This window comes from Streptomyces sp. NPDC058646, assembly GCF_042716875.1.
Taxonomy (GTDB): domain Bacteria; phylum Actinomycetota; class Actinomycetes; order Streptomycetales; family Streptomycetaceae; genus Streptomyces.
Window position 1 is genome coordinate 358,108 of sequence record NZ_JBHXRK010000001.1, and the last position, 19,790, is coordinate 377,897.

The window sequence follows — 19,790 nt, forward strand, 5'->3', positions numbered from 1 at the left end:
GGTCCCTGGCTCAGCGGGTTCAGCGCGTCGGGGTACATCCCGGTCCAGGTCTGGACATCGTGCCCGCCGACCCGCCGACCCGCCGGTCCGCCATGCCGGCTCAGGCGGCTGAGGCGGTGCAGGTGCCCCACCCTTGTGCGCGGCCCACGTGCACCGTGACCGCGTGCCGGCCGGTCGCCCCGTCCGGGACGGTCCCGGTGCGCTCGCCCGTCTGTACGGCCCGGGTGCGGTCCGCGGCCCGGACCTCCAGCCGGTGTCGGCCGGGGGCGGCCGCCCAGAGCCACACCCACTGGCGCCAGGTGTCGTCCCCGTCCGCGGCCCCGAGCCGGGCCTGCTGCCACGGGCCGCCGTCCACCCGCACCTCGACCAGGGAGATCCCCCGGTGCTGCGCCCACGCCACCCCGGCCACGGCCACCCGGCCGGCCGACAGGGCAGCGGAGGGGCGCGGGGTGTCGATCCTCGACTGCGTCCTGACCGGGGCCCGCGCAGCCCACGACCGGCGCACCCAGTACGCGTCGTACGCGTCGAAGGTGGTCAGCCGCAGCTCGCGCAGCCACTTGCAGACCGAGACGTATCCGTACAGGCCCGGCACCACCATCCGTACCGGGAAGCCGTGGGCGAAGGGCAGCGGCTCGCCGTTCATCCCGAAGGCCAGCAGCGCCTCCCGGCCGTCCATGACCGCCTCGACGGGCGTGCCCAGCGTCATCCCGTCCACCGAGCGGGCCACCAGCTGGTCCGCCGGCCCGCCCCGGGACGGCGGCCGCACCCCCGCCTCCCGCAGCAGGTCCGCGAGGCGTACGCCGAGCCGGCGGGCGTGGCCCACGTACGGGCCCCCGACCTCGTTCGACACACAGGTGAGGGTGGCGTCGTGCTCGACGACCGGGCGGGCGAGCAGGTCCCGCAGGTCCAGGGTGAGCGGCCTGGCCACGCCCTCGCCGTGGATGCGCAGCCGCCAGGCGCCGGCGTCCACGCGCGGGACGACCAGGGCGGTGTCCACCCGGTAGAAGTCCCGGTTCGGTGTGAGGAAGGGGGACACCCCGGGCACCCGGAGGTCCGCCCCGGCGGGCACTGGCGGCGCGGGCACGTCGGAAGCCGGGAGGAGCAACCGGGCCCGGGAGTCCGTGGCCCCCGCCGAACCGTGGGAGCCCAGGCGCCGCCCCGCGAGCCCCGCCCCGGCCGACGCGGCCAGTGCGGCGGCGACCAGCCGGCCGAAGCCTCGCCGGTCCGTCACCCAGGTCCCGCCGGGCGGCGCCCCGGCGGGCCGGGACCGGGTCGCCGCCCCCTGACCAGCAGGTACAGCATCCAGACCGCGCCGAGCCCGCCCGCCAGCGATGGCAGGGCGTCCCGCCAGGAGGCCTCCGGGCGGCTGAGCGCCGCGGCCGCCCCGGTCAGCGCGAAGGCACGGGTGAGGGCGATCCCGGCGGGGAGCCGGCGGACGGCGAGGAGACCGGCCGCCACCGCGACGGCGGCCAGCACGGCCACGATCCCGAGCGTCAGCACCGGTTTGTCGGTCGCGCCGAACTGCCGGATCGCCCATTCCCTGACGGCCGCCGGCGTACGGTCGACGGCGGCCCCGCCGACGGCGGTGACGGGGGAGGCCTCGGGGCGCACGGCGGCCGCGGCCAGCTCGGCCAGGGCCAGCCCGGCGCCCGCGGCGACCACCCCGCTGACGGCGCCGAGCAGGTACGGCCGCCGCCGGAGATCCGCTGCCTCACGCACCATCAGGGGCCACCTCCGCCCTGTCCGGTCAGGCAGGGCCCGCTTCCAGTGTCGCCCCGTTGCTCCGGTCGCCCCGTGTGCGGCCGGGGTCGCCCCCGGCCACCGCCGCCTAGGTCCGCGGCCGGTCGGCCCGGTCCGCCGCCCGGCGGGCCAGGAGCTCCGGCCACAGCGCCGGGTCCGCGGCCGCACTCGGGGTGCCCGGCCCCCGGCGCTTGCGCAGCTCCACCACCCCGTCGGCGAAAGGCGACCCGGTGGTGCACCCGCAGGCGACCGGACCCGCGTCGTGCCCGCCGCCTAACCGGTCGGGGGCAGCGGGCTCCGGCGCCGCCGGCCGCTGCTGCGCGGACTCGGGCCGCTCCTGTTCGCTCTCGGACATGCCCCGATGATTTCCGGGGCGGTCCCGCCAGGCAGCCCGCCCGGAGCGCTCTCCCCCGCACGGGCACCGAGATTCCCCCGGGAGGGTGACGATCCGCCCGTCAGCTGGTCGTCGCCGCGTCCCGTGGTGTAGTTCAGCGGGCCGGTGCGGCTGCCGGGGGGAGGGCCTGCGCGATCCGGGTGGCCAGGGCGTAGGGGTCCCCGCTCGGCCGGCTCGGGTGCGGGGTGGTCCGCCGTGCCCACTCCTCCTCGAAGGCGTGCCAGTCGATCTCCCGCGGCGCGGCCTGGCGGACCAGGGCGTCCTCCAGCGAGTCGAAGTAGACCTGCCAGCGGCGCGCGTACAACTCGCTGATCAGGCCGTTCCATTCACGGTTGGCGTAGTCGTGGAGGAAGCCCCCTTCGCTGGTGCCCCGGCCGCCCCACACGCTCAGGACCGAGCGGGCGTCGTACTCGTACCGGTCCTGCTCGGCCCGGTCGGCGCCGCCGGAGCGGGCCGCCCCCAGCCAGCGGCCCAGCAGGAAGTTCGGGTCGGAGCCCGTGACGGCGTCCAACTGCCTTTCGCCCTCGTGCCATTGGGAGGTCAGCTCGCGGAAGAGGGCCAGGTCCTTCGCCTCGTACGCCGCCCTGATCTTCGGCAGCAGCACCCGCGAGTGGTTCGCGAGGGCCTGCCGGGCGGTGTCCACCAGGTCGAAGCGGTAGGCGCTCGATCCGCGCAGCCGGGGATCCACCGCCAGGAGGTGGTCCAGGGCCCTGCGTACCGAATCGGCCGGGTAGCGCATGGACTTGGGGCTCCAGTACGCCGCCCCCGCCGCGGTCAGGCTCGGCCGGGCGGTGAAGAGGCTGTCCTGGGACTCCGACCACAGCCCCGAGGAGGTGCTGTACGGACCTTTGCGCAGTTCCTCCCAGGCCGCCGAGGCCGCGGCGTCGGGCCGGCCGTACCGGCGGGCGGCGAACGCGGCGAACCACGCCCGCTGGTCCACGTTCCCCGGTTCCCAGGCCAGATCGGTGAAGAGGTCGAAGGCGGCCGGGTTGGTCCCGGTGGCCTCCGGCAGGTAGGCGATGCCGGTGAGCGCGCTGTTGCCCTTCGCCCGCCAGGGGCCGAACCGCTCGATCCACACGGAGGTGTTGGCGCCGACCGTGGTGTGCCCGCCGAAGTTGTAGATGGTGCCCAGGGCGTACGGGGCCCCGCCCCACCGGGTCTCGCGGTCCAGGCGGTTGTAGCGGTCCGACAGCCCGTCCAGGATCAGCAGCTTCGAGGTGTCCACCCCGGCGAGCAGCTCCGCGGTCGGATCGTCCTGCCAGCCCAGTACCGCCCACAGCGCGCCCGGGTGCGCCGCGTGCAGGGCGTCCTGGATCGCCCCGGCGGCGGCCTTCACGTCCACCGACCCGGTCCGGCCGCCCTCGTGCAGCGGGCTCATCCGGTACATCGTGCTGTCCCCGAACACGGCCCGCTGCTGCGCGTAGTACGCGGCGGCCAGCTTCCCGAACGCCGGGGAGGCGGGGTCCAGCCAGTCGGGGCGGTCGAAGCCCGCCCAGTCGCCCTGCGCCACCGTGACCGAGCCCGGGTTCCGGGCGGCGAAGCCGGGCGGGACGGTGCCGAAGTAGCCGGGCAGCACCGGGGTCATGCCGAGCCCGCGCAGCTGCTCGGCGATCCGCCCGCCCAGTTCCGCCCGCTCCCGCATCAGCCGCTCGGAGACCGGGCCGCCGAAGCCGCTCAGGTTCTGCAGCAGCCACCAGCTCTGGTGGGCGGGGCCGGGGATCCACTTCCGCAGCTCCTCGGCGGAGTAGCCGAAGTCCTGGAGCGCCCGGTAGTACGGGTACTCGGCGCCGACCTGCACGAACACCTCGTTGATGCCGTGCAGGGCGAGCAGGTCGACCTGCCGCTGGTGCTCCTCGAAGGAGCGGTACGGGCCCGCGTACCCGTCGTCGGTGTCGTTGAGGGCGTACCGGTGCGGGACCACCGCACGGCGGGTGACCGGCGCGGGGACGCCCGGCAGGGTCGCCGGGAGCATCCCGAGGCTGTCGCCGGGCCAGCCGATGTCGGCCCCGGCGACGTGCTGGAGGTACCAGCCCACCCCGGTGAGCAGCGTGGCCCCGGTGCTCCCGCGCACGGTGAGGGCCCCGGAGGTGCCGGACACGGTGAAGGTGTCGGCCGCGGCGGCCGGGTCGGGAACGAGGGTGAACTGTCCGGCGTGCCGGGGGAGCAGCCGCCCCAGCGCGGCTCGTGCGGGCGCGGTGTCGAAGGTGCGCGGGCGCGGCGCGCCGGTTCGCGCCGCTGCGGGCGCTAGGGCCCCTGTGGTCCCGCGCACGCCGGCCGGTGCGGTCCCGCGCACGTCGGCCGGTGCGGGCGGGGGCGCGGCCGGGGTCGCGGCCCCGGGGGCGGGGCCGGCGCAGGCGAGGGTCAGCAGCACCGCGGGGAGCGCGGCGCGGACGACCGGGCGGGTCCGCGGCCTGGGTGTCATGGGGTCCTCATCCGTTCGCTCGCCGTGGGCTGTTCGCGGCCGGCTGCCCTCGTGCCCGGCAGCCGGCCGCCGTCCGTCGTTGCGCCGTCAGACCGGCAGGGACCAGGCCTGGTCCACCCGGTGGTCGCCGCAGGCCGCCAGCCGCAGCCGCTCGGCGGGGGCGTCCGGGGCCGCCGCCGCGGCGGGAGCGGTCAGGCACCGCCCGCTCGCCTCGTCGACCAGGGCCCCGTCCCGGCGGTGCGTCCAGCGCTGGCCGGGCTGCTCGTCCTCCCGGGACGCGCACTCCGCCAGCTCCACCAGGCCGCCCTCGCCCGCCGACAGGCAGTCACCGGCGAGCCGCAGGCGGGCGTCGTCGCCCAGGATCCAGCGCTGGTCGGCAGCCCCCGTGCAGGCCGCCAGTACGACTGCCCCGACACCGGTGGTGTTGGCCCCGTCGGCGCACTTCGCGCCGTCACCGACGATCTGCCCGGTGGGCACCGCCTCGGTGCAGCCGCCCGGCGTGAGCCGCCAGACGCCGGTGTCGTGCGCGCCGACCCTCCCGGTCAGCGTCCCGGAGACCTCCCGGCGCTGCCCGGTCCACAGGTCCTTGGCCCCGGCGGTCGCGCATCCGTGGAGGCCGAGCTCCTCCAGCGGTACGGCGATGTCGCGGTCGCGGGCCGAGCGGTTGAGCACGGCCACGGCGCGGTCGCCGTTCGCGAGCGGCCGGACCAGGATCTCGAAGGTGGCGTTGGAGGAGACCACCGCGCCCTGACGGCCCATCGGGTCCTGGTCGAGCGCGATCAGATCGGTGTTCCCGAGAGCGGCGAGGCCTTCGGGGGTGAGCGCCGAGACGTCGGAGGACAGGATGAAGGGGGCCGCCATCATCGCCCACAGCGCGACCTGGCTGCGGCTCTCGGCCGCGGTCAGCCCTGGCGCGCCGGCGATCAGGAAGTCGGGGTCGTTCCAGTTGCCGGGCGACGCGTACCGGCCGAGCCAGCGGTTGTACCCGTAGTTGCCCGTCACCGAGCTCCAGCGCGAGGTGGCGGGGGCGGCCGGGTTGTACACCTTGATGTCCCGGCCCTCGCGCCACAGCTGGCCGGTCTCGCCGACCCAGCCGAGCACCTTGTGCCAGTCGGGACTGCCCCATTCGCCCTGCTGGAAGTAGGCGGGGGCGGAGGCGGACAGCACCATGTCGCGCCCGCTGGCGCGCAGCGCCCCGGCGACGGCGTTGTAGGCGTCCCGGTAGGCCTGCTCCTTGGTCGTGCCCTCGGGCACCCACAGGTTGCAGCCGTCCATCTTGACGTAGTCCACCTTCCAGGAGGCGAACTGCCGGGCGTCCTGCAGGTAGTGGTCCGCGCCACCGCCCTGGGGCGCACCGCTGCCCGGGTACTTCTCGCAGGTCAGGGAGCCGGCGTCCTGGTAGATGCCGAACTTGAGGCCCTTGGCGTGGAGGTATTCGCCGAGCCAGGCCATGCCGCGCGGGAACTTATGCGTGTCGACGACCAGGCTGCCCCGCGCGTCCCGGCTCTTCGTCATCCAGCAGTCGTCGACGGTCACCGTGTCGTAGCCCTTGGCGGCGAGCCCGGTGGACACGAGCGCGTCGGCGTTCGCGACCACCTTGGCCTCGTCGATGTCGCACATGTAGTGCGCCCAGTTGTTCCAACCCATGGGCGGGGTGAGCGCGAGGGGGGTGTCCGAGGTCGCGGTGGGCTCGGCCGCCGCCGGGGCGGGAGCGAGCGCGAGGGCGAGCAGGGCGGCCGCGGTCAGGCAGGGGAGCGAGGCACGCAGGCGAGGCGGCACGGAGTCTCCTTGACGGGGGGCGGGCGTTCCGAGGCAGTGGTGCGCTCAGTGCAGCGGTGCGATTACCCACTGTCAACACAAGTCGATGGTTATCAGTCGATGACCAGCAATATGGCCGTAGTCGACGTCACACGAAAGGGGTGACGGGCCGTGCGCGCCGTCACCTGGGGCGGGGCCGGTGCCGTGTCGTACCGCGAGGGACGGAGATACAACGGCTGATACGGTGTATCTCATGCCCAGGAGATCAGCCGCCCTCGACCGCGCCACACCCGGGGCCATCGCCGCCGCCGCCCTGCGGATCCTGGACGAGGAGGGACCCGGGGCCCTCAGCTTCCGGGCCCTCGCCGACCGGCTCGACGTCTCCCACGCCACCGTCCAGCGCCGCTGCACCGACCTCGCCGGACTGCTGGACCTGTGCACCGAACACCTGGCCGCGCAACTGCCCGAGGTCCCCGCCGGGACGGACTGGGCCGAGGCCACCGAGCTGCGCTTCACCGCCCTATACCGGCTGCTCACCGCCCACCCCGGGCTGCTGGTGCTGCGCGGGGGCCGGCCCTGGCTCGGGCGGCAGCTGCTGGCCCGGCTCGTGGAGCCCGCCCTCGCCGACAGCGTGGCCGCGGGGATGACCGCCGCCGAGGCGATGACCGTCTACCGCCGCATGTACCTGCTCACCCTGGGCAGCGCGGCCTTCGTGGACCACCGGGACCCGGCCGGGGCCACCGAGGCCTCCCGCGCCGCGCTCGCCGCGCTGGATCCGCAGCGGTTCCCCGTGCTCTCGGGCGGGCTGGCCGACGTACTGCCGCCGCTGACCGACCACGAGGTGTACTACGGCGCGCTGCGCCAGCTCATCACGGCCGCCCGGCCCGCCGTCTGAAAGTCTGAAAGGCAGTCCGACCATGGAACAGCAGCTCGACTACGCCGCCGTGCGCGCCGCCGCCGACCGGATCGCAGCGGGGGTGCGGCCCGTCGCCGTGGTCCCCGCCGTGGTCCCCGCAGGCGGTCCGGCCGGCGGGACCTGGTACGCGCTGGAGCACCTCCAGCACACCGGGTCCTTCAAGGCCCGCGGCGCCCTCAACTTCCTCACCGCCCACCACCGTGCCGGCAGCCTCCCCGCAGCAGGCGTCACCATCGCCTCCGGCGGCAACGCGGGCCTCGCCTGCGCCTGGGCGGCCCGCGCGCGGGCCGTGCCCGCCACCGTGTTCCTGCCCGCCAACGCCCCCCACGTGAAGGTCGAACGGCTGCGCGGATACGGGGCCCGGGTGCGCCTCGTCGGCGACCGCTACGCCGAAGCGCTGGCCGCCTGCCAGGAGTTCGCGGCCGACACCGGGGCCCTCAGCAGCCACGCGTACGACCACCCGCTCATCGCGGCGGGCGCCGGGACCCTGCTCGACGAGATCCGGACGGCACTGCCCGGCCTGGACACCGTGGTCGTCGCCGTGGGCGGCGGCGGCCTCTTCGCCGGGGTCGCCACCGCCGCGCGCGAGCACGGCGTACGCGTGGTCGCCGCCGAGCCGGAGAACTGCCGGGCCCTGAACGCGGCCCTCGCGGCGGGGCGGCCCGTGGACGTCGCCGTGGACTCGGTGGCCGCGGACTCGCTGGGCGCCACCCGGGTCTCGGCGGACGCGCTGAGGGCCGCGCAGCAGGGGGGCGCCGAGTCGGTGCTGGTCCCCGACACGGCGATCACCGCCGCCCGGCGCGCCCTGTGGGAGGAGCACCGGATCGTGGTCGAGACCGGCGCGGCCACCGCCCTGGCGGCGCTGCGCGGTGCGCCTCGGCCGCCGGGCGAACGGGTCGCCGTCATCCTCTGCGGAGCCAACACGGACCCGGCCGACCTGGCGACGGCCGTGTCCTAGGAATCTCCCGGCGGGGCCGATGCTCCGTCAGCCGTCCCAGTTGCCCCGGCTGTCGCCGCCTCCGTCGACGCCGTCGTCTCAGTCGTCCGCCTCGTCGCCCTCCCGGACGACCACGACCGTGCTGGCTGAGTACTGCACCACCTGCTGGCTCACCGACCCCAGCAGGGCCCCCTTGAAACCTCCGTACCCGCGCGTGCCGACCACCATCAGGTCGGCCTCCTTGGAGGCGTCGACCAGTACCTGGGCGGGGGAGCCCTGTTCGACGCGGCGGAACACCGGCACGCCGGGCGATGTGCCGACGGACGAGGCCACGGTGTCGGCCAGCTTCCTCCTGGCCGCCTCCTCCACCGTGACCACCTCCTCCTCGGCGGTCAGGGAGGCTGCCGAACCGATCGCGAACGGGTTGCGGTTCCACTCCCAGGCCATCACGGCGTGCACCCGGCCGCCCGTCATCCTGGCCTGCTCGACTCCCCAGCGCAGGGCCCGCCGGGAATGGTTCGACCCGTCCACGCCGACGACGATCAGAGGCTCGATGGGGCGCTCGGTCACGGTGGTTCCTCTCGCTTCGCCCGAATAGTCGATCTTCTCCATGTATACCCGGAGGGAGGCGCCGACCTCGTACGACGATCGTCGCGACGGCCGAAGACTTTGGAGGGCAGCCCGCCCGCCCCCGTTCCGGCGAAGGTCGGAGTGTCACGGTGAACGGCGCCGGACACGGCACGACATGGAGGAACGGGCGTGGCACAGCGCAAGGGTTGTCTGATCGGCTGCGGCGTGGCACTGGTGGTGGGCATCGGCCTCCTCGTGGCCCTGGTCTTCGGCATGGGGAAGGTCCTCGACATAGCCGACAAGACGCTGGTGGACCCCAAGGTCTTCGAGGCCGTGCAGACCGGCGACGCGGAGAGCGAGGTCCGCGGGAAGCTCCCCTCCGGCGACACCTTCGTCAAGGGCGTCCTCAAGGAGGGCGGCCCCGCCGAGCCCGAGGGCAGCACCTGCGCCTGGTACGTCTCCAGCGGTGACCCCAAGGCCGGCAAGGAAACCGTCTTCCGCTTCTGCTTCAAGGACGCCGAGCTCGCCCAGAAGGCCGAATACCCCATGCAGTAGCAGCCGCCACCGTCCGGCGGAGGGCGGCGATCCGTGGAGCGGGGGCGGGCAGCCGCGTCGGACGGCAGGCGGGCGGTGTGCTCGTCGATCCAGGCGAGTACGGAGGCCTGCTCCCGGTCGGTGCACCGGGAGAGGCGGAACAGCAGCGCCCGCCAGGCGCGGTCGGCCGCGGCGGCCGGGGCGGACCTGCGGGCCGCGGCGCTGAAGGAGCCCCGGGCCACGCCGTCCCAGCCCGGTCGTGGTGCGATGCCGACGCGGCGGACCGGCGTGGCGAGCCCGCCGGTGGTGAGGATCCGGGGACTGCTCCGCGACCGAGGCGTGGGCCGCCGGGCCCGCACGGCCTGCCGGCCGTCCGGGTCCGGTAGCTGCGTGAGGTCCGTGAGCCCGGCACGCCCGGCGCACAACCGGGCGAACCGGACCGGTTCCTGCGCGTCGGCGATTCAGGACGTACCGCCCGCTGTCCGGCAAGGACCCCAGCCGGCCGGGACCTTCGTCCGTGAGGCAGTACGCGAAGACCTCCGCGCAGGAGGCGTCACCTGCGGGGGGCTGCCGTGCATCGTTCTCGTCCATGGCCGGCGTGGCAGGTCCTGCCCCCGCGTCCTCCGGTTCTGAGACCGGTGCTCTGGCTGCTGCCCTGCACGCCGCGACGGCGAAATCCCGACGTGCGAACGCCGCTCGCACAAACCGGGACGCGCTCGGCCCGCGTCGATACGATCAGCCGTATGAGAGCTGCCGGCACGTTCAGCGTCCACACCTTCACCCCGACGGAACTGGGCCCGGACCCGGTCGTGCCCACCGGGACCCCGGTGGGGGTCGCGCGGATGGAGAAGCGCTTCGGGGGCGAGGTCGCCGGCCGCTCCGCGACCCTGTTCACCTCCGCGTTCGACCAGACCACCGGGGTCGGCACGTACGTGGCGATGGAGTCCTTCGAGGGCTCGCTGGACGGGCGGAGCGGCGCCTTCAACTTCGCGCACTCGGCGACGACCTCCGGCAGCGACCGCACCGCCGAGTTCTTCACCATCGTGCCCTCCAGCGGCACCGGCGAACTGGCCGGGATCTCCGGCGCCGGTGGGATGGCGGTCGACTCCGACGGCACGCACCGGATCTGGTTCGACTACGAGATCGGCTGAAACCTGCGGTAGGTAAACCGGTTTCACCGGGTGCGGGGTAAAGCGCATTAGTGCGCGGCCGCGCGGACGGTCGACAAGGAGTCGATTTCCCCCCTCGACCGGCTTCGTTATCGAATCGATACCGGCCTCGCCGGGCTTCGCACTAAAGCGCATCAGCCCAGTTCCACGCCGTACCGATCGGGTCTTTCGCGCACTGCTCCGGTCCCTCGCGCCATTCGGTACCCGCCAGCCGCCGGCAGGCGTCCCTTTCGCCTCATTGACGCGGTCCCGATTTCGGGCGAGCGTGTGCACCGCCTCCGGCAACGAGGCCGGACTTCTGCGAAGGCGGCGAGGATGACTCGTTCGAACCTGACCCGTATCGCTGGTGCCGGGCTCGTGGCCGGCGTCCTGTTAGGGGCCTCCGCGTGCGGCCTCAGCGGCGGCGCCGCGGACAGCGAGCAGGGCGAGAGGACCGGCAGAGTGGCCGGGAAGATCACCTTCAGAACTCTCCAGCTGAAGCCCGTGTACACCTCCTACGTCCAGGGGGTGATCGACGCCTTCGAGGCGAAGTACCCCGAGGCCGAGGTCACGTGGGAGGACGTCCCGGGCGACGGCTACAACGAGAAGCTCGTCGCGGACGCCCAGGCCGGGACCCTCCCCGACGTCGTCAACCTCTCCACCGACTCCTTCCAGCTCCTCGGTGACCGGGGCATGCTCGCCGACGTGGCCGCGCTCGACACCGGACAGGCGAAGGAGTACGTCCCCGGCGCGTGGGAGCAGTTCAAGCTGCCGGGCAAGGGCGACGGCGTGTTCGCCTACCCCTGGTACGTGACCCCCGAGATCCTCACCTACAACCGGGAACTGTTCCGGAAGGCCGGCCTGGACCCGGACGCGCCGCCGACCAGCGTCGAGCAGTTCTTCGACTACGCCGACCGCATAGCGGCCGCGTCCGGCGGCCAGTACGCCGCCTTCATGGCCGACCCCAAGGGCCGGCTCCCCGGGGACTGGCAGAAGATGGGCATCCCGATCCTCAACGGCGCGCAGGACCGGTTCACCTTCGACACCGACAAGGCGGTCGAATGGGTCGAGCGGATGAAGGACCTCTACGCCAAGGGTGCGATGCCCAAGGAGTCCCTCCTCACGTCCGACGACGTCAACCAGCTGTACGGCGGCGGAAAGCTCGTCTTCGGTCCCGGCTCCCCGGGCTTCGTCAAGGACATCAAGCGCAACGCCCCGCAGGTCTACGCGGACACCCAGGTCGCGGGAGCCGTCACCGGAAAGCTCGGCCACATCGGCATCTACGCCCAGTCGCTCGGCATCCGGAAGGACACCGAACACCTCGACGCCGCCACTGTGTTCGCCCAGTGGGTGACCAACGGCCCCAACCAGGTGGAGTTCTCCAAGAAGGCCACCATCTACCCGTCCAACGCCCAGGGCCTCGCCGACCCCTACTTCTCCGACCGCGGCGACGGCAAGGACGCGGAGACCGTGGCCCGCGCGGTGGGATCCGAGCAGCTGAAGACCGCGGCCCTCGACGCCAACACGCCCGTCCAGTGGACCAACCAGGTCGGTGACGCCGTCGTACGCGAGATGCAGAGGGCCATCACGGGCGAGCAGGACGCCCGTACGGCCGTACGCAAGGCCCAGGAAGCGGCCAACAAGCTGCTCGCCGACGCGGCCGCGAAGTGACGCAGGCACGCCAGGTGACGCAGCCCGACACGGAGCCGGAGACGGGGACGGAGAAGGGGCGGGCGCGGCGGACGGGGGAGGCCCGGCGGGCACGGGGCGTGGGGCGGGCGCGGCCGGCACGGTGGGCGCGGCGGGCGACACGGACGCGGCGCGCGGACGAGGCCGGGGCCGGGCTGCCCCACCGCACCTGGTGGACGCCCTACCTCTTCCTCGCCCCCGGTCTGGCGATGGTCGCGGTCTTCAGCATCTGGCCGTTCGTCAACACCGTCGTCCTCTCCCTCACCGACGCCCAGATCCTGCGCGGCGGCACCTTCGTCGGCCTCGACAACTACCGCCGCGCGCTCGCCGATCCGGACTTCTGGGTCGCAACCGGCAACAGCGTGCTCTACCTCGTGGTCGTCGTCCCCTGCCTGGTCCTCCTCCCGCTGGCCCTCGCGGTGCTCGTACAGGCGAAGGTCCCCGGCATCGGGTTCTTCCGCTCCGCCTTCTACACCCCGGTGATCGCCTCGGCCGTGGTCGTCGGCCTGATCTGGCAGTGGGTGCTGCGCAGCGACGGCCTCGTCAACACGGTCTTCCAGGAGCTGCGCCTCGTCTCCGAGCCCGTCCCCTTCCTCACCGACAGCACGATGCTGCTGGTCTCCGCCATGATCGTGACGGTGTGGAAGGGCCTGGGCTACTACATGGTCTTCTACCTGGCGGCCCTCGGGAACGTTTCCGCCTCCCTCCACGAGGCGGCCGCCCTCGACGGCGCCGGGGCCGTGCGGCGCTTCTTCAGCATCACCGTCCCCCAGGTGAAGCCGATGATGCTGCTGGTGGGCACGCTCTCGGCCATCTCCGCGCTGCGCGTCTTCACCGAGATCTACATCCTCGGCGGCGAGAGCGGCGGCCCGGGCGGCGGCGCCCGCACCCTGCCCTTCCTCATCCGGCAGGTCGGCCTCGGCTTCTCCGGCGAGACCGGCTACGCCTCGGCCATCTCCATGCTGCTGTTCCTCCTGACGCTGGTCTTCAGCCTGCTCGGCCGCCGCCTGTCGAAGGGAGACGAGAGTTGAGCACCCCCGCCGACGCCCCCGCGAAGGGCGCAGGGCCCCGCCGTGCCACCGGGCACGGGCGCCGCCGGGCCGCACTGGCCTGGCGGTACGCGGCGCTGACCTCGATGCTGGTGGTGATGCTGGGCCCGATCGTCTGGCAGTTCCTGACGTCGATCCGGGGCCGCACCGAGAACGTGTACGACGGGGTGCTGCCCGCGCATCCCACCCTCGACAACTACGTCCGGGTCGCCGAATCGTTCCCGCTGCTCCAGTACGTCGGCAACACCCTCACCGTCGCCGTGCTCGCCGTGACCTCGAACCTGCTCTTCGCCGCGATGGGCGGGTACGCCCTCTCCCGGGCGGGGTGGAGGGGCCGCAAGACCGTGTTCACCGTGCTGGTGGCCACGCTCATGTTCCCCTTCGAGTCCGTGATGATCTCCATGTTCCTCACGGTCCGGGAGATGGGGCTGGTCGACACCCTCATCGGGGTCTGGCTGCCCGGAGCCGTCTCCGTCCTCAACATCATGATCATGCGGGCGGCCTTCCTCGCCGTGCCGCGCGAGGTGGAGGAGGCAGCGGTCCTGGACGGCGCGGGCGAATGGACCCGCTTCACCCGGGTCTTCCTTCCCGCCGCGAAGGGGGCCCTGGCCGTCGTCTGCATCACCAGCTTCATGGGCGCCTGGGACGATTTCCTCTGGCCCCTGCTCGTCCTCACCGACAGCGACCACTACACGCTGCAGCTCGGCCTGAAGTCCCTGGCCGGCGCGACCACGGTCAACGACCAGCGGCTCGTCGCCGCCGGGGCGATGGCCGCGCTCGTCCCGATGGTGCTCCTGTTCTTCGCCCTCCAGCGTTTCTTCTTCAAGGGCGTGGGAGGGGGAGCCGTCAAACTCTGAGCCGCCCCCCCGCACCGCCTCCGGCCCTCGTCCTCGTCCTCGTCTTGACCCTCGACCCGCCTCCGGCCTTCGCTCCCGTCCCACCGCCCTCCATCGCCGCCGACCTCCCCCCCGCATCTCCGCCCCCGACCTTGCCGACTCCTGGAGCAGCCGTCATGCACGACGAGCGCAGCATCTCCGAACACCGCCTCCGCCGGGTTCTCAGGGAACGCATCAAACCCGCCGTCCACACCCACCCCGTCCCGCTGACCGTCGAGCGCTGGGACGCCCCGGGCGAGCCCGTCCCGGTCGCCGAGGGGCTCGCCGCGCCGTACCGGCCCTGTGGGGCCGGCGAGCCGTGGGGCCCGGCCTGGGGGACCACCTGGTTCAAGGTCACCGGCACCGTCCCGGCCGACTGGGCGGGCCGGACGGTCGAGGCCGTCCTCGACCTCGGCTTCGACCGGATGATGCCCGGGTTCCAGTGCGAGGGCCTGGTCCACCGGGCCGACGGCGGCGAGGTCAAGGCCCTGAACCCGTACAACGACTGGGTGCGCGTCGCCGACCGGGCCGAGGGCGGCGAGCGCGTCGAGTGGTACGTCGAGGCCGCCGCCAACCCGGTCCTGGTCGACCACGCGCCCACGTACGAGGGGGACCGGCAGACCAGCGGTGAGCAGCCCCTGTACCGGCTGGCCAGGATGGACCTCACCCTCTTCCAGGGCGAGGTGTGGGAGCTGGTCCAGGACCTCGAGGTCCTCCACGACCTGATGACCCAGCTCGGTGTCGACGACGCCCGGCGGTACGCGATCCTGCACGCCGTCGACGCGGCCCTGGACGCGGTGGACCTCGGGGACGTCCCGGGAACCGCGTCCGCCGCCCGCGGGCGACTCGCCGGCGTACTCGCCTCCCCGGCCCATGCCTCCGCGCACCGGATCAGCGCCGTCGGCCACGCCCACATCGACTCGGCCTGGCTGTGGCCGCTGCGCGAGACCGTGCGCAAGGTCTCCCGCACCGCGTCCAACATGGTCCACCTCATGGACGGGCACCCCGATTTCGTCTTCGCCATGTCGCAGGCGCAGCAGCTCGACTGGATCAAGACCCACCGGCCCGAGCTCTTCGAGCGGATCAAGAAGAAGATCGCGGACGGCCAGTTCGTACCCGTCGGCGGCATGTGGGTGGAGTCCGACACCAACATGGTCGGCGGCGAAGCCATGGCCCGCCAGTTCCTCTACGGCAAGAAGTTCCTGCTCGACGAGTTCGGCATCGAGACCCACAACGTCTGGCTGCCCGACTCCTTCGGCTACACCGCCGCGATGCCGCAGATCGTCAAGCTCGCCGGAGCCAAGTGGTTCCTGACCCAGAAGATCTCCTGGTCCCAGGTCAACACGTTCCCGCACCACACCTTCTGGTGGGAGGGCATCGACGGCACCCGCGTCTTCACCCACTTCCCGCCCGTCGACACCTACAATTCCGACCTCGGCGGCAGCCAGCTGGCACACGCCGCCCGCAACTACCGCGAGAAGGGCCGGGGTTCGCGCTCGCTGGTCCCCTTCGGCTGGGGGGACGGAGGCGGCGGCCCCACCCGGGAGCACTTGGCCCGGGCGGCGCGCCAGCGGGACCTCGAAGGCTCGCCGCGGATCGAGATCGAGCGCCCGGACGCCTTCTTCGAGAAGGCGCACGCCGAGTACGAGGACGCGCCCGTCTGGGCCGGCGAGCTGTACCTGGAGCTGCACCGCGGCACCTACACCTCCCAGGCCAAGACCAAGCAGGGCAACCGGCGCAGCGAATCGCTGCTGCGCGAGGCCGAGCTGTGGGCGGCCACCGCCGCCGTGCGGGTGCCGGGGTACGCGTACCCGTACGAGGACCTGGAGCGGATCTGGAAGACGGTGCTGCTCCACCAGTTCCACGACATCCTGCCGGGCTCGTCCATCGCCTGGGTGCACCGCGAGGCGCGCGAGACGTACCGGGCGGTGCGCGCGGAGCTCGACAGCATGGTCCTGGCCGCGCAGCTGGCACTGGCGGGGGAGGGCACCGAGGAGGTGGTCTTCAACTGCGCCCCGCACGCGAGGCGCGGCATCCCGGCCGGTGGGGCGGGGGTACCGGCCGCCGCCGCGCAGCCGGTCACCGTGGAGGAGCGGCACGGAGGCGGGCACGTCCTGGCCAACGGGCGCCTGCTGGTGGAGATCGACGGCCGCGGGCTGATCGTCTCGGCCTACGACCTGGAGGCGGACCGCGAGTCCGTCGCGCCGGGGACCGCGGCGAACCTGCTCCAGATCCACCCCGACTTCCCCAACATGTGGGACGCCTGGGACATCGACGCGTTCTACCGCAACAACGTCACCGACCTCGTCGGCCTGGACACGATGGAGATCGCCGAGGCCGGTCCGGAGTCCGCGACCGTACGCGTCACGCGCTCCTTCGGGAACTCCACCGCCGTCCAGTCCCTCACCCTGCGCGCCGGGGCCAAGACGGTCGACATCGTCACGGACGTGGAGTGGCACGAGAGCGAGAAGTTCCTCAAGGCCGCCTTCCCGCTGGACGTGAAGGCCGAACGGACCGCCTCCGAAACGCAGTTCGGACACGTCTACCGGGCCACCCACACCAACACCTCCTGGGAGGCCGCCAAGTTCGAGATCTGCGCCCACCGCTGGATCCACGCGGAGGAGCCCGGCTGGGGCGTGGCGCTGCTCAACGACTCCACGTACGGCCACGACGTCACCCGTGACGTGCGTCCCGACGGCGGGCAGACCACCACGGTGCGGCTCTCGCTGCTGCGGGCGCCGCGCTATCCCGACCCGGAGACCGACCAGGGCTCCCACACCCTGCGGTTCTCGCTCGCCCCCGGCGCCGGGATCGGGGACGCGGTCCGCGAGGGCCACTGGCTCAACCTGCCCGAGCGCACCCTGGCCGGGGCGGGCCCGGTCGCCCCGCTGCTCGCCGTCGACGAGGACGCGGTGGTGGTGGAGGCGGTCAAGCTGGCCGAGGACCGCAGCGGCGACCTGATCGTCCGCCTCTACGAATCCCGCGGCGGCCGCGCCACGGCCACCCTGACGGCGGACTTCCCGGTCACGGCGGCCGTGGAGAGCGACCTCCTCGAACGCCCCCTGGAGGGCTCGGCGGTGGGCACCCCCACCCCGGACGGCACGGTCGCCCTGACCCTGCGCCCGTTCCAGATCGTCACGCTCCGCCTGCACCGGACCTGACGCCGGAGCGGAGCCGGAGCCGGGAGTCCCGGCGGGGGCGCGGCGGCGGGTCATTCCGCCGGTCGGGCCCCCGCCCGCCCGCCGGTGCGGTGCGCAGTGCCGCGAGAGCACGCCGCCCTTCCAGCTCCGCCGGTTGACGAGAACGCAGCGGGATGCCGATCTTCCGAGCAGGTGACGCAGTCCGGCATGAGCGTCCTGCGCAGCACGAGCCGGGGACGCCGCCGCGCGGCAGTTCATGCCGGTGCTGCCCACACCCCCGTGGAGAGGGACGGCGGCGCCGTAGTGGACCGTGTGGCCCGATCTCGTGGGTCCTGCGAAGATCGGCGCCATGCCCCTCCCCCTGTCCGTCGACCGGATCCTCGGCGACCGGCGCCGCGCCCCGACGCCCGCGCGGCTGCCCGCCGAATGGTCACGGAGCTGAGCGCGGACCGGGAATCGCGCCGCAATGTCCGCGCGGTCGAGGCACTGTCCGACGGCCGGATCCTGGCCACGCTCGACGGGGTACGGCTGGAATGCCGGCTCCCCTCAGGGAGGAGAGCGTGGACGGTTCCGGGCGCCGAGGGCGGGTGCGTGACCGCCGCATCACGCCGTCGTCGTACGTCTCGCTGGTGCTCTGTGCGGACGGCCAGCGCTGAGTCTGTGCCACGGACCTCGAACGGCCCTCCGGCCGAACGCCGCGTCGAACCCCTGGAGCTCGCCACCCGGCGGATGTTCCCGTACTCCTGGGTGCCCGGCGAAACCCACTTCGGCGGTCCCGGCATCGAGGCCGCGGACGGAACCTTGGTCCACGCCGGAACGGTGTACGACGGCCGAGGTCTCCAGCCCGGCGGGTCGTACGTGGTCCGGCGCGAGGTCTCCGACGGTCGCCCGCGGTGGGTGTTCCGCACCGGCCGGGAGGCCACCGCCCTGGACGCCGATGAGGCCACCGTCTCCATCGGGTACGACGACGGAGAGGTGGTTGCGCTCGACGTGGGCGACGTCAGCGTGCGCTGGCGGCAGCACCACGGTAGGCGCGGTCTCCGCCGTACCGACCGCTCTCACCGTCACCGCCACCGGCCGGTTCCTCATCGGTACCGGCGACGGCCGCATCCTCGTCTGCTCGGCCCCGTAGCGATCCGGCTCCGCGACGCAACAGCCGCCTCCTGCCCGGTCAGGGAAAGCCAGGGCTGGTCGTTGCGGCGCCGGGGCTGCGGCGGGGGGCCGTACCCCGGGGATCTCCGGCAGCCCCCGGTACGGGGGCACGTGCCGGCCGGGTGCGAACGGGTGGTGACCGTCTCGGCGTCACTCTTCCCAGTAACCGCGCCGGGGCAGCTCGACCCACAGATCCGGCGGCCCCGTGACGGCGCGTGGATCGGTCAGCCGCAGGCCGGCGAAGCCGCACGCGTAGGCCACTGCGTTGTGCCGGTAGAGGTACGAGGTCAGGACCTCCTCGGGGCCGTCGCCAGGGTCTGGCCAGCCGCCCGGGTGGAGGTCCGAGCCTTCGATGCGGCCGTCACGGGCGATCCTGCCCTGGTTGCCGCTCTTGGGGTTGGCGTAGAGCCCGTAGCAGACCGTTCCGGCGGACAGGCGGGTCAACACCCCTGGCATCGACGGCGCGTAGCCCCACGGCTGGGTGACGACGCAACCACCCCGCACGGTGGTCACGCCCACGATCTGCAGGCTCGCGTCGAAGTTGTACGCCCAGGGTTCTTCGCGCAGTCGTTCCAGTTCTTCGCCGTCCGCCGGGGTCGCCTCCAGGCGGCGTATCGCTTCCTCGGCATCGATCCCAGCCACGCACGCGAGACCCGTGCCCTCGTAGTACTGGTCTGCAAGCGCGGCGACGAGTCGTGCGCCCGCCCGTGCGGCCGTCCGTTCCACCAGGCTCAAGCCGCGCATGCCTTCAGGCAGCTCGAACAGGTCGGGTGTCGGTCCGGCCAAGCTGAGACGCCCCGGTGACCAGCCCCCGATCAGGGGTTTCCAGGGATCCGCGCCGGCAGCGGCGAGGGCCCGCGCGTTGTCCGGCCGGTCGGACCAGACGGCTTCCCACAAGGCGGTCGTCCCGTTCTCCAGCGCGTCCACGTCCAGGACGCGCCGAGCCAGCTCGGCGACCACCTGTGGTGACCCCCAGGCCGCCGCCCGGTGCAAGGGCCGCCCTCCGCTCCACGCCTCCGGATCGGCACCCTCGTCGAGGCGCCGGGTCATTCCGGCGAGGTCCGCCCAGCTCTCCCAGCCCATGCCCGCCCAGCCATCCTTGCGATCCGACACTGGTCCCCCTCCGAGGTGCATCCGGCCGACTCCTGCCACCGCACCGTCCCGTACGCCCAGCATCACCGACAGGTCTGACAAGCGGCCCTGCTGGGGCGCCGAGGCAGCCGTCAGCCGGACGCTCGGCAGGTCCGGCGAACCGGGTCACATGCAGGTGAAAACCCTCGCGTCCTCCACGGGTACGGGTGCCGCGACGGCCTTCGCGGACTTCCTGCGTCACGTCACCTGCCGCGTCACCGGCAAGAACGCGGGCTCCCGCACCACCGATGCGAGTTAGCTGTAACAGACGAGGGCCCCGCTCTCCGTCCGCGGTCCGGCCCGTTCCCCTGCCCGCGGGCTGACCGGGTCCCGTG

The 19,790-nt window shown here is 73.4% G+C and carries 13 protein-coding genes, 1 tRNA gene and 1 pseudogene; 9 read left to right on the forward strand and 6 right to left on the reverse strand.

Features of this window, described 5'->3' with window-relative positions:
* Positions 1 to 100: 100 nt before the first annotated feature.
* The 3 genes and pseudogenes from ACFWUZ_RS01610 to ACFWUZ_RS01620 form a co-directional block, all read right to left on the reverse strand.
* A pseudogene (locus ACFWUZ_RS01610) lies at positions 101 to 1,722 on the reverse strand (molybdopterin-dependent oxidoreductase).
* 506 nt (positions 1,723 to 2,228) lie between these two features.
* Positions 2,229 to 4,556 (reverse strand): alpha-N-acetylglucosaminidase, encoded by a 2,328-nt coding sequence (locus tag ACFWUZ_RS01615; RefSeq protein ID WP_384365275.1) that lies wholly within the window; start codon positions 4,554 to 4,556, stop codon positions 2,229 to 2,231.
* Positions 4,557 to 4,643: 87 nt separating this feature from the next.
* Positions 4,644 to 6,335 carry a ricin-type beta-trefoil lectin domain protein gene (locus ACFWUZ_RS01620; RefSeq protein ID WP_384365278.1) on the reverse strand — a complete coding sequence of 564 codons (1,692 nt, stop codon included), beginning with the start codon at positions 6,333 to 6,335 and terminating at the stop codon, positions 4,644 to 4,646.
* Between the two features lie 232 nt (positions 6,336 to 6,567).
* On the opposite strand from ACFWUZ_RS01620, the gene ACFWUZ_RS01625 reads away from it, so the two are divergent.
* Entirely contained in the window at positions 6,568 to 7,209 is a 642-nt protein-coding gene (locus tag ACFWUZ_RS01625) for a TetR/AcrR family transcriptional regulator C-terminal domain-containing protein (protein WP_384365281.1), read from the forward strand.
* A 22-nt stretch (positions 7,210 to 7,231) separates the two neighbouring features.
* On the forward strand, positions 7,232 to 8,188 hold the full coding sequence (locus ACFWUZ_RS01630; RefSeq protein ID WP_384365284.1) for a serine/threonine dehydratase: 957 nt from the start codon (positions 7,232 to 7,234) through the stop codon (positions 8,186 to 8,188).
* Positions 8,189 to 8,266: 78 nt separating this feature from the next.
* Here ACFWUZ_RS01630 and ACFWUZ_RS01635 read toward each other — a convergent pair whose 3' ends face one another.
* Complete coding sequence (locus tag ACFWUZ_RS01635; protein WP_384365287.1) at positions 8,267 to 8,737, reverse strand: universal stress protein; 471 nt, start codon at positions 8,735 to 8,737, stop codon at positions 8,267 to 8,269.
* A gap of 189 nt (positions 8,738 to 8,926) precedes the next feature.
* Here ACFWUZ_RS01635 and ACFWUZ_RS01640 point away from each other — a divergent pair, with 189 nt between their 5' ends.
* Positions 8,927 to 9,292, forward strand: a complete 366-nt coding sequence (locus ACFWUZ_RS01640) for a hypothetical protein (protein ID WP_384365290.1) — start codon at positions 8,927 to 8,929, stop codon at positions 9,290 to 9,292.
* 569 nt (positions 9,293 to 9,861) lie between these two features.
* On the opposite strand, the gene ACFWUZ_RS01645 is transcribed toward ACFWUZ_RS01640, so the two are convergent.
* Positions 9,862 to 9,936, reverse strand: a tRNA-OTHER gene (locus ACFWUZ_RS01645).
* Positions 9,937 to 10,014: 78 nt separating this feature from the next.
* Here ACFWUZ_RS01645 and ACFWUZ_RS01650 point away from each other — a divergent pair.
* The 5 genes from ACFWUZ_RS01650 (at position 10,015) to ACFWUZ_RS01670 (ending at position 17,193) form a co-directional block, all read left to right on the forward strand.
* Positions 10,015 to 10,422 (forward strand): DUF3224 domain-containing protein, encoded by a 408-nt coding sequence (locus tag ACFWUZ_RS01650; protein ID WP_384365293.1) that lies wholly within the window; start codon positions 10,015 to 10,017, stop codon positions 10,420 to 10,422.
* A 333-nt stretch (positions 10,423 to 10,755) separates the two neighbouring features.
* Positions 10,756 to 12,090: an ABC transporter substrate-binding protein gene (locus tag ACFWUZ_RS01655; protein ID WP_384365296.1), complete on the forward strand. Its 1,335-nt coding sequence runs from the start codon at positions 10,756 to 10,758 to the stop codon at positions 12,088 to 12,090.
* Positions 12,091 to 12,104: 14 nt separating this feature from the next.
* On the forward strand, positions 12,105 to 13,139 hold the full coding sequence (locus ACFWUZ_RS01660; RefSeq protein WP_384365298.1) for a carbohydrate ABC transporter permease: 1,035 nt from the start codon (positions 12,105 to 12,107) through the stop codon (positions 13,137 to 13,139).
* Positions 13,136 to 14,014, forward strand: coding sequence for a carbohydrate ABC transporter permease (locus ACFWUZ_RS01665; protein ID WP_384365301.1), 879 nt, complete (start codon positions 13,136 to 13,138; stop codon positions 14,012 to 14,014). Before ACFWUZ_RS01660 ends, ACFWUZ_RS01665 begins: the two co-directional genes overlap by 4 nt.
* Before the next feature lie 155 nt (positions 14,015 to 14,169).
* A complete protein-coding gene (locus ACFWUZ_RS01670; protein WP_384365304.1) occupies positions 14,170 to 17,193 on the forward strand; it encodes an alpha-mannosidase in 3,024 nt (1,007 codons plus the stop codon).
* Between the two features lie 1,281 nt (positions 17,194 to 18,474).
* Here the strand turns inward: ACFWUZ_RS01670 and ACFWUZ_RS01675 are convergent.
* A complete protein-coding gene (locus ACFWUZ_RS01675) occupies positions 18,475 to 19,407 on the reverse strand; it encodes an ankyrin repeat domain-containing protein (protein ID WP_384366271.1) in 933 nt (310 codons plus the stop codon).
* Between the two features lie 178 nt (positions 19,408 to 19,585).
* Here ACFWUZ_RS01675 and ACFWUZ_RS01680 point away from each other — a divergent pair, with 178 nt between their 5' ends.
* A complete protein-coding gene (locus tag ACFWUZ_RS01680) occupies positions 19,586 to 19,714 on the forward strand; it encodes a hypothetical protein (RefSeq protein WP_384365307.1) in 129 nt (42 codons plus the stop codon).
* Positions 19,715 to 19,790: the final 76 nt, after the last annotated feature.

Excerpts from the sequence above, each read along its gene's own strand:
- ACFWUZ_RS01625 (WP_384365281.1), top strand. The coding sequence starts at position 6,568 with ATGCCCAGGAGATCAGCCGCCCTCGACCGCGCCACACCCGGGGCCATC.
- ACFWUZ_RS01670 (WP_384365304.1), top strand. The coding sequence starts at position 14,170 with ATGCACGACGAGCGCAGCATCTCCGAACACCGCCTCCGCCGGGTTCTC.
- ACFWUZ_RS01630 (WP_384365284.1), top strand. The coding sequence starts at position 7,232 with ATGGAACAGCAGCTCGACTACGCCGCCGTGCGCGCCGCCGCCGACCGG.
- ACFWUZ_RS01675 (WP_384366271.1), bottom strand. The coding sequence starts at position 19,407 with ATGGGCTGGGAGAGCTGGGCGGACCTCGCCGGAATGACCCGGCGCCTC.
- ACFWUZ_RS01615 (WP_384365275.1), bottom strand. The coding sequence starts at position 4,556 with ATGACACCCAGGCCGCGGACCCGCCCGGTCGTCCGCGCCGCGCTCCCC.
- ACFWUZ_RS01650 (WP_384365293.1), top strand. The coding sequence starts at position 10,015 with ATGAGAGCTGCCGGCACGTTCAGCGTCCACACCTTCACCCCGACGGAA.
- ACFWUZ_RS01655 (WP_384365296.1), top strand. The coding sequence starts at position 10,756 with ATGACTCGTTCGAACCTGACCCGTATCGCTGGTGCCGGGCTCGTGGCC.
- ACFWUZ_RS01680 (WP_384365307.1), top strand. The coding sequence starts at position 19,586 with ATGCAGGTGAAAACCCTCGCGTCCTCCACGGGTACGGGTGCCGCGACG.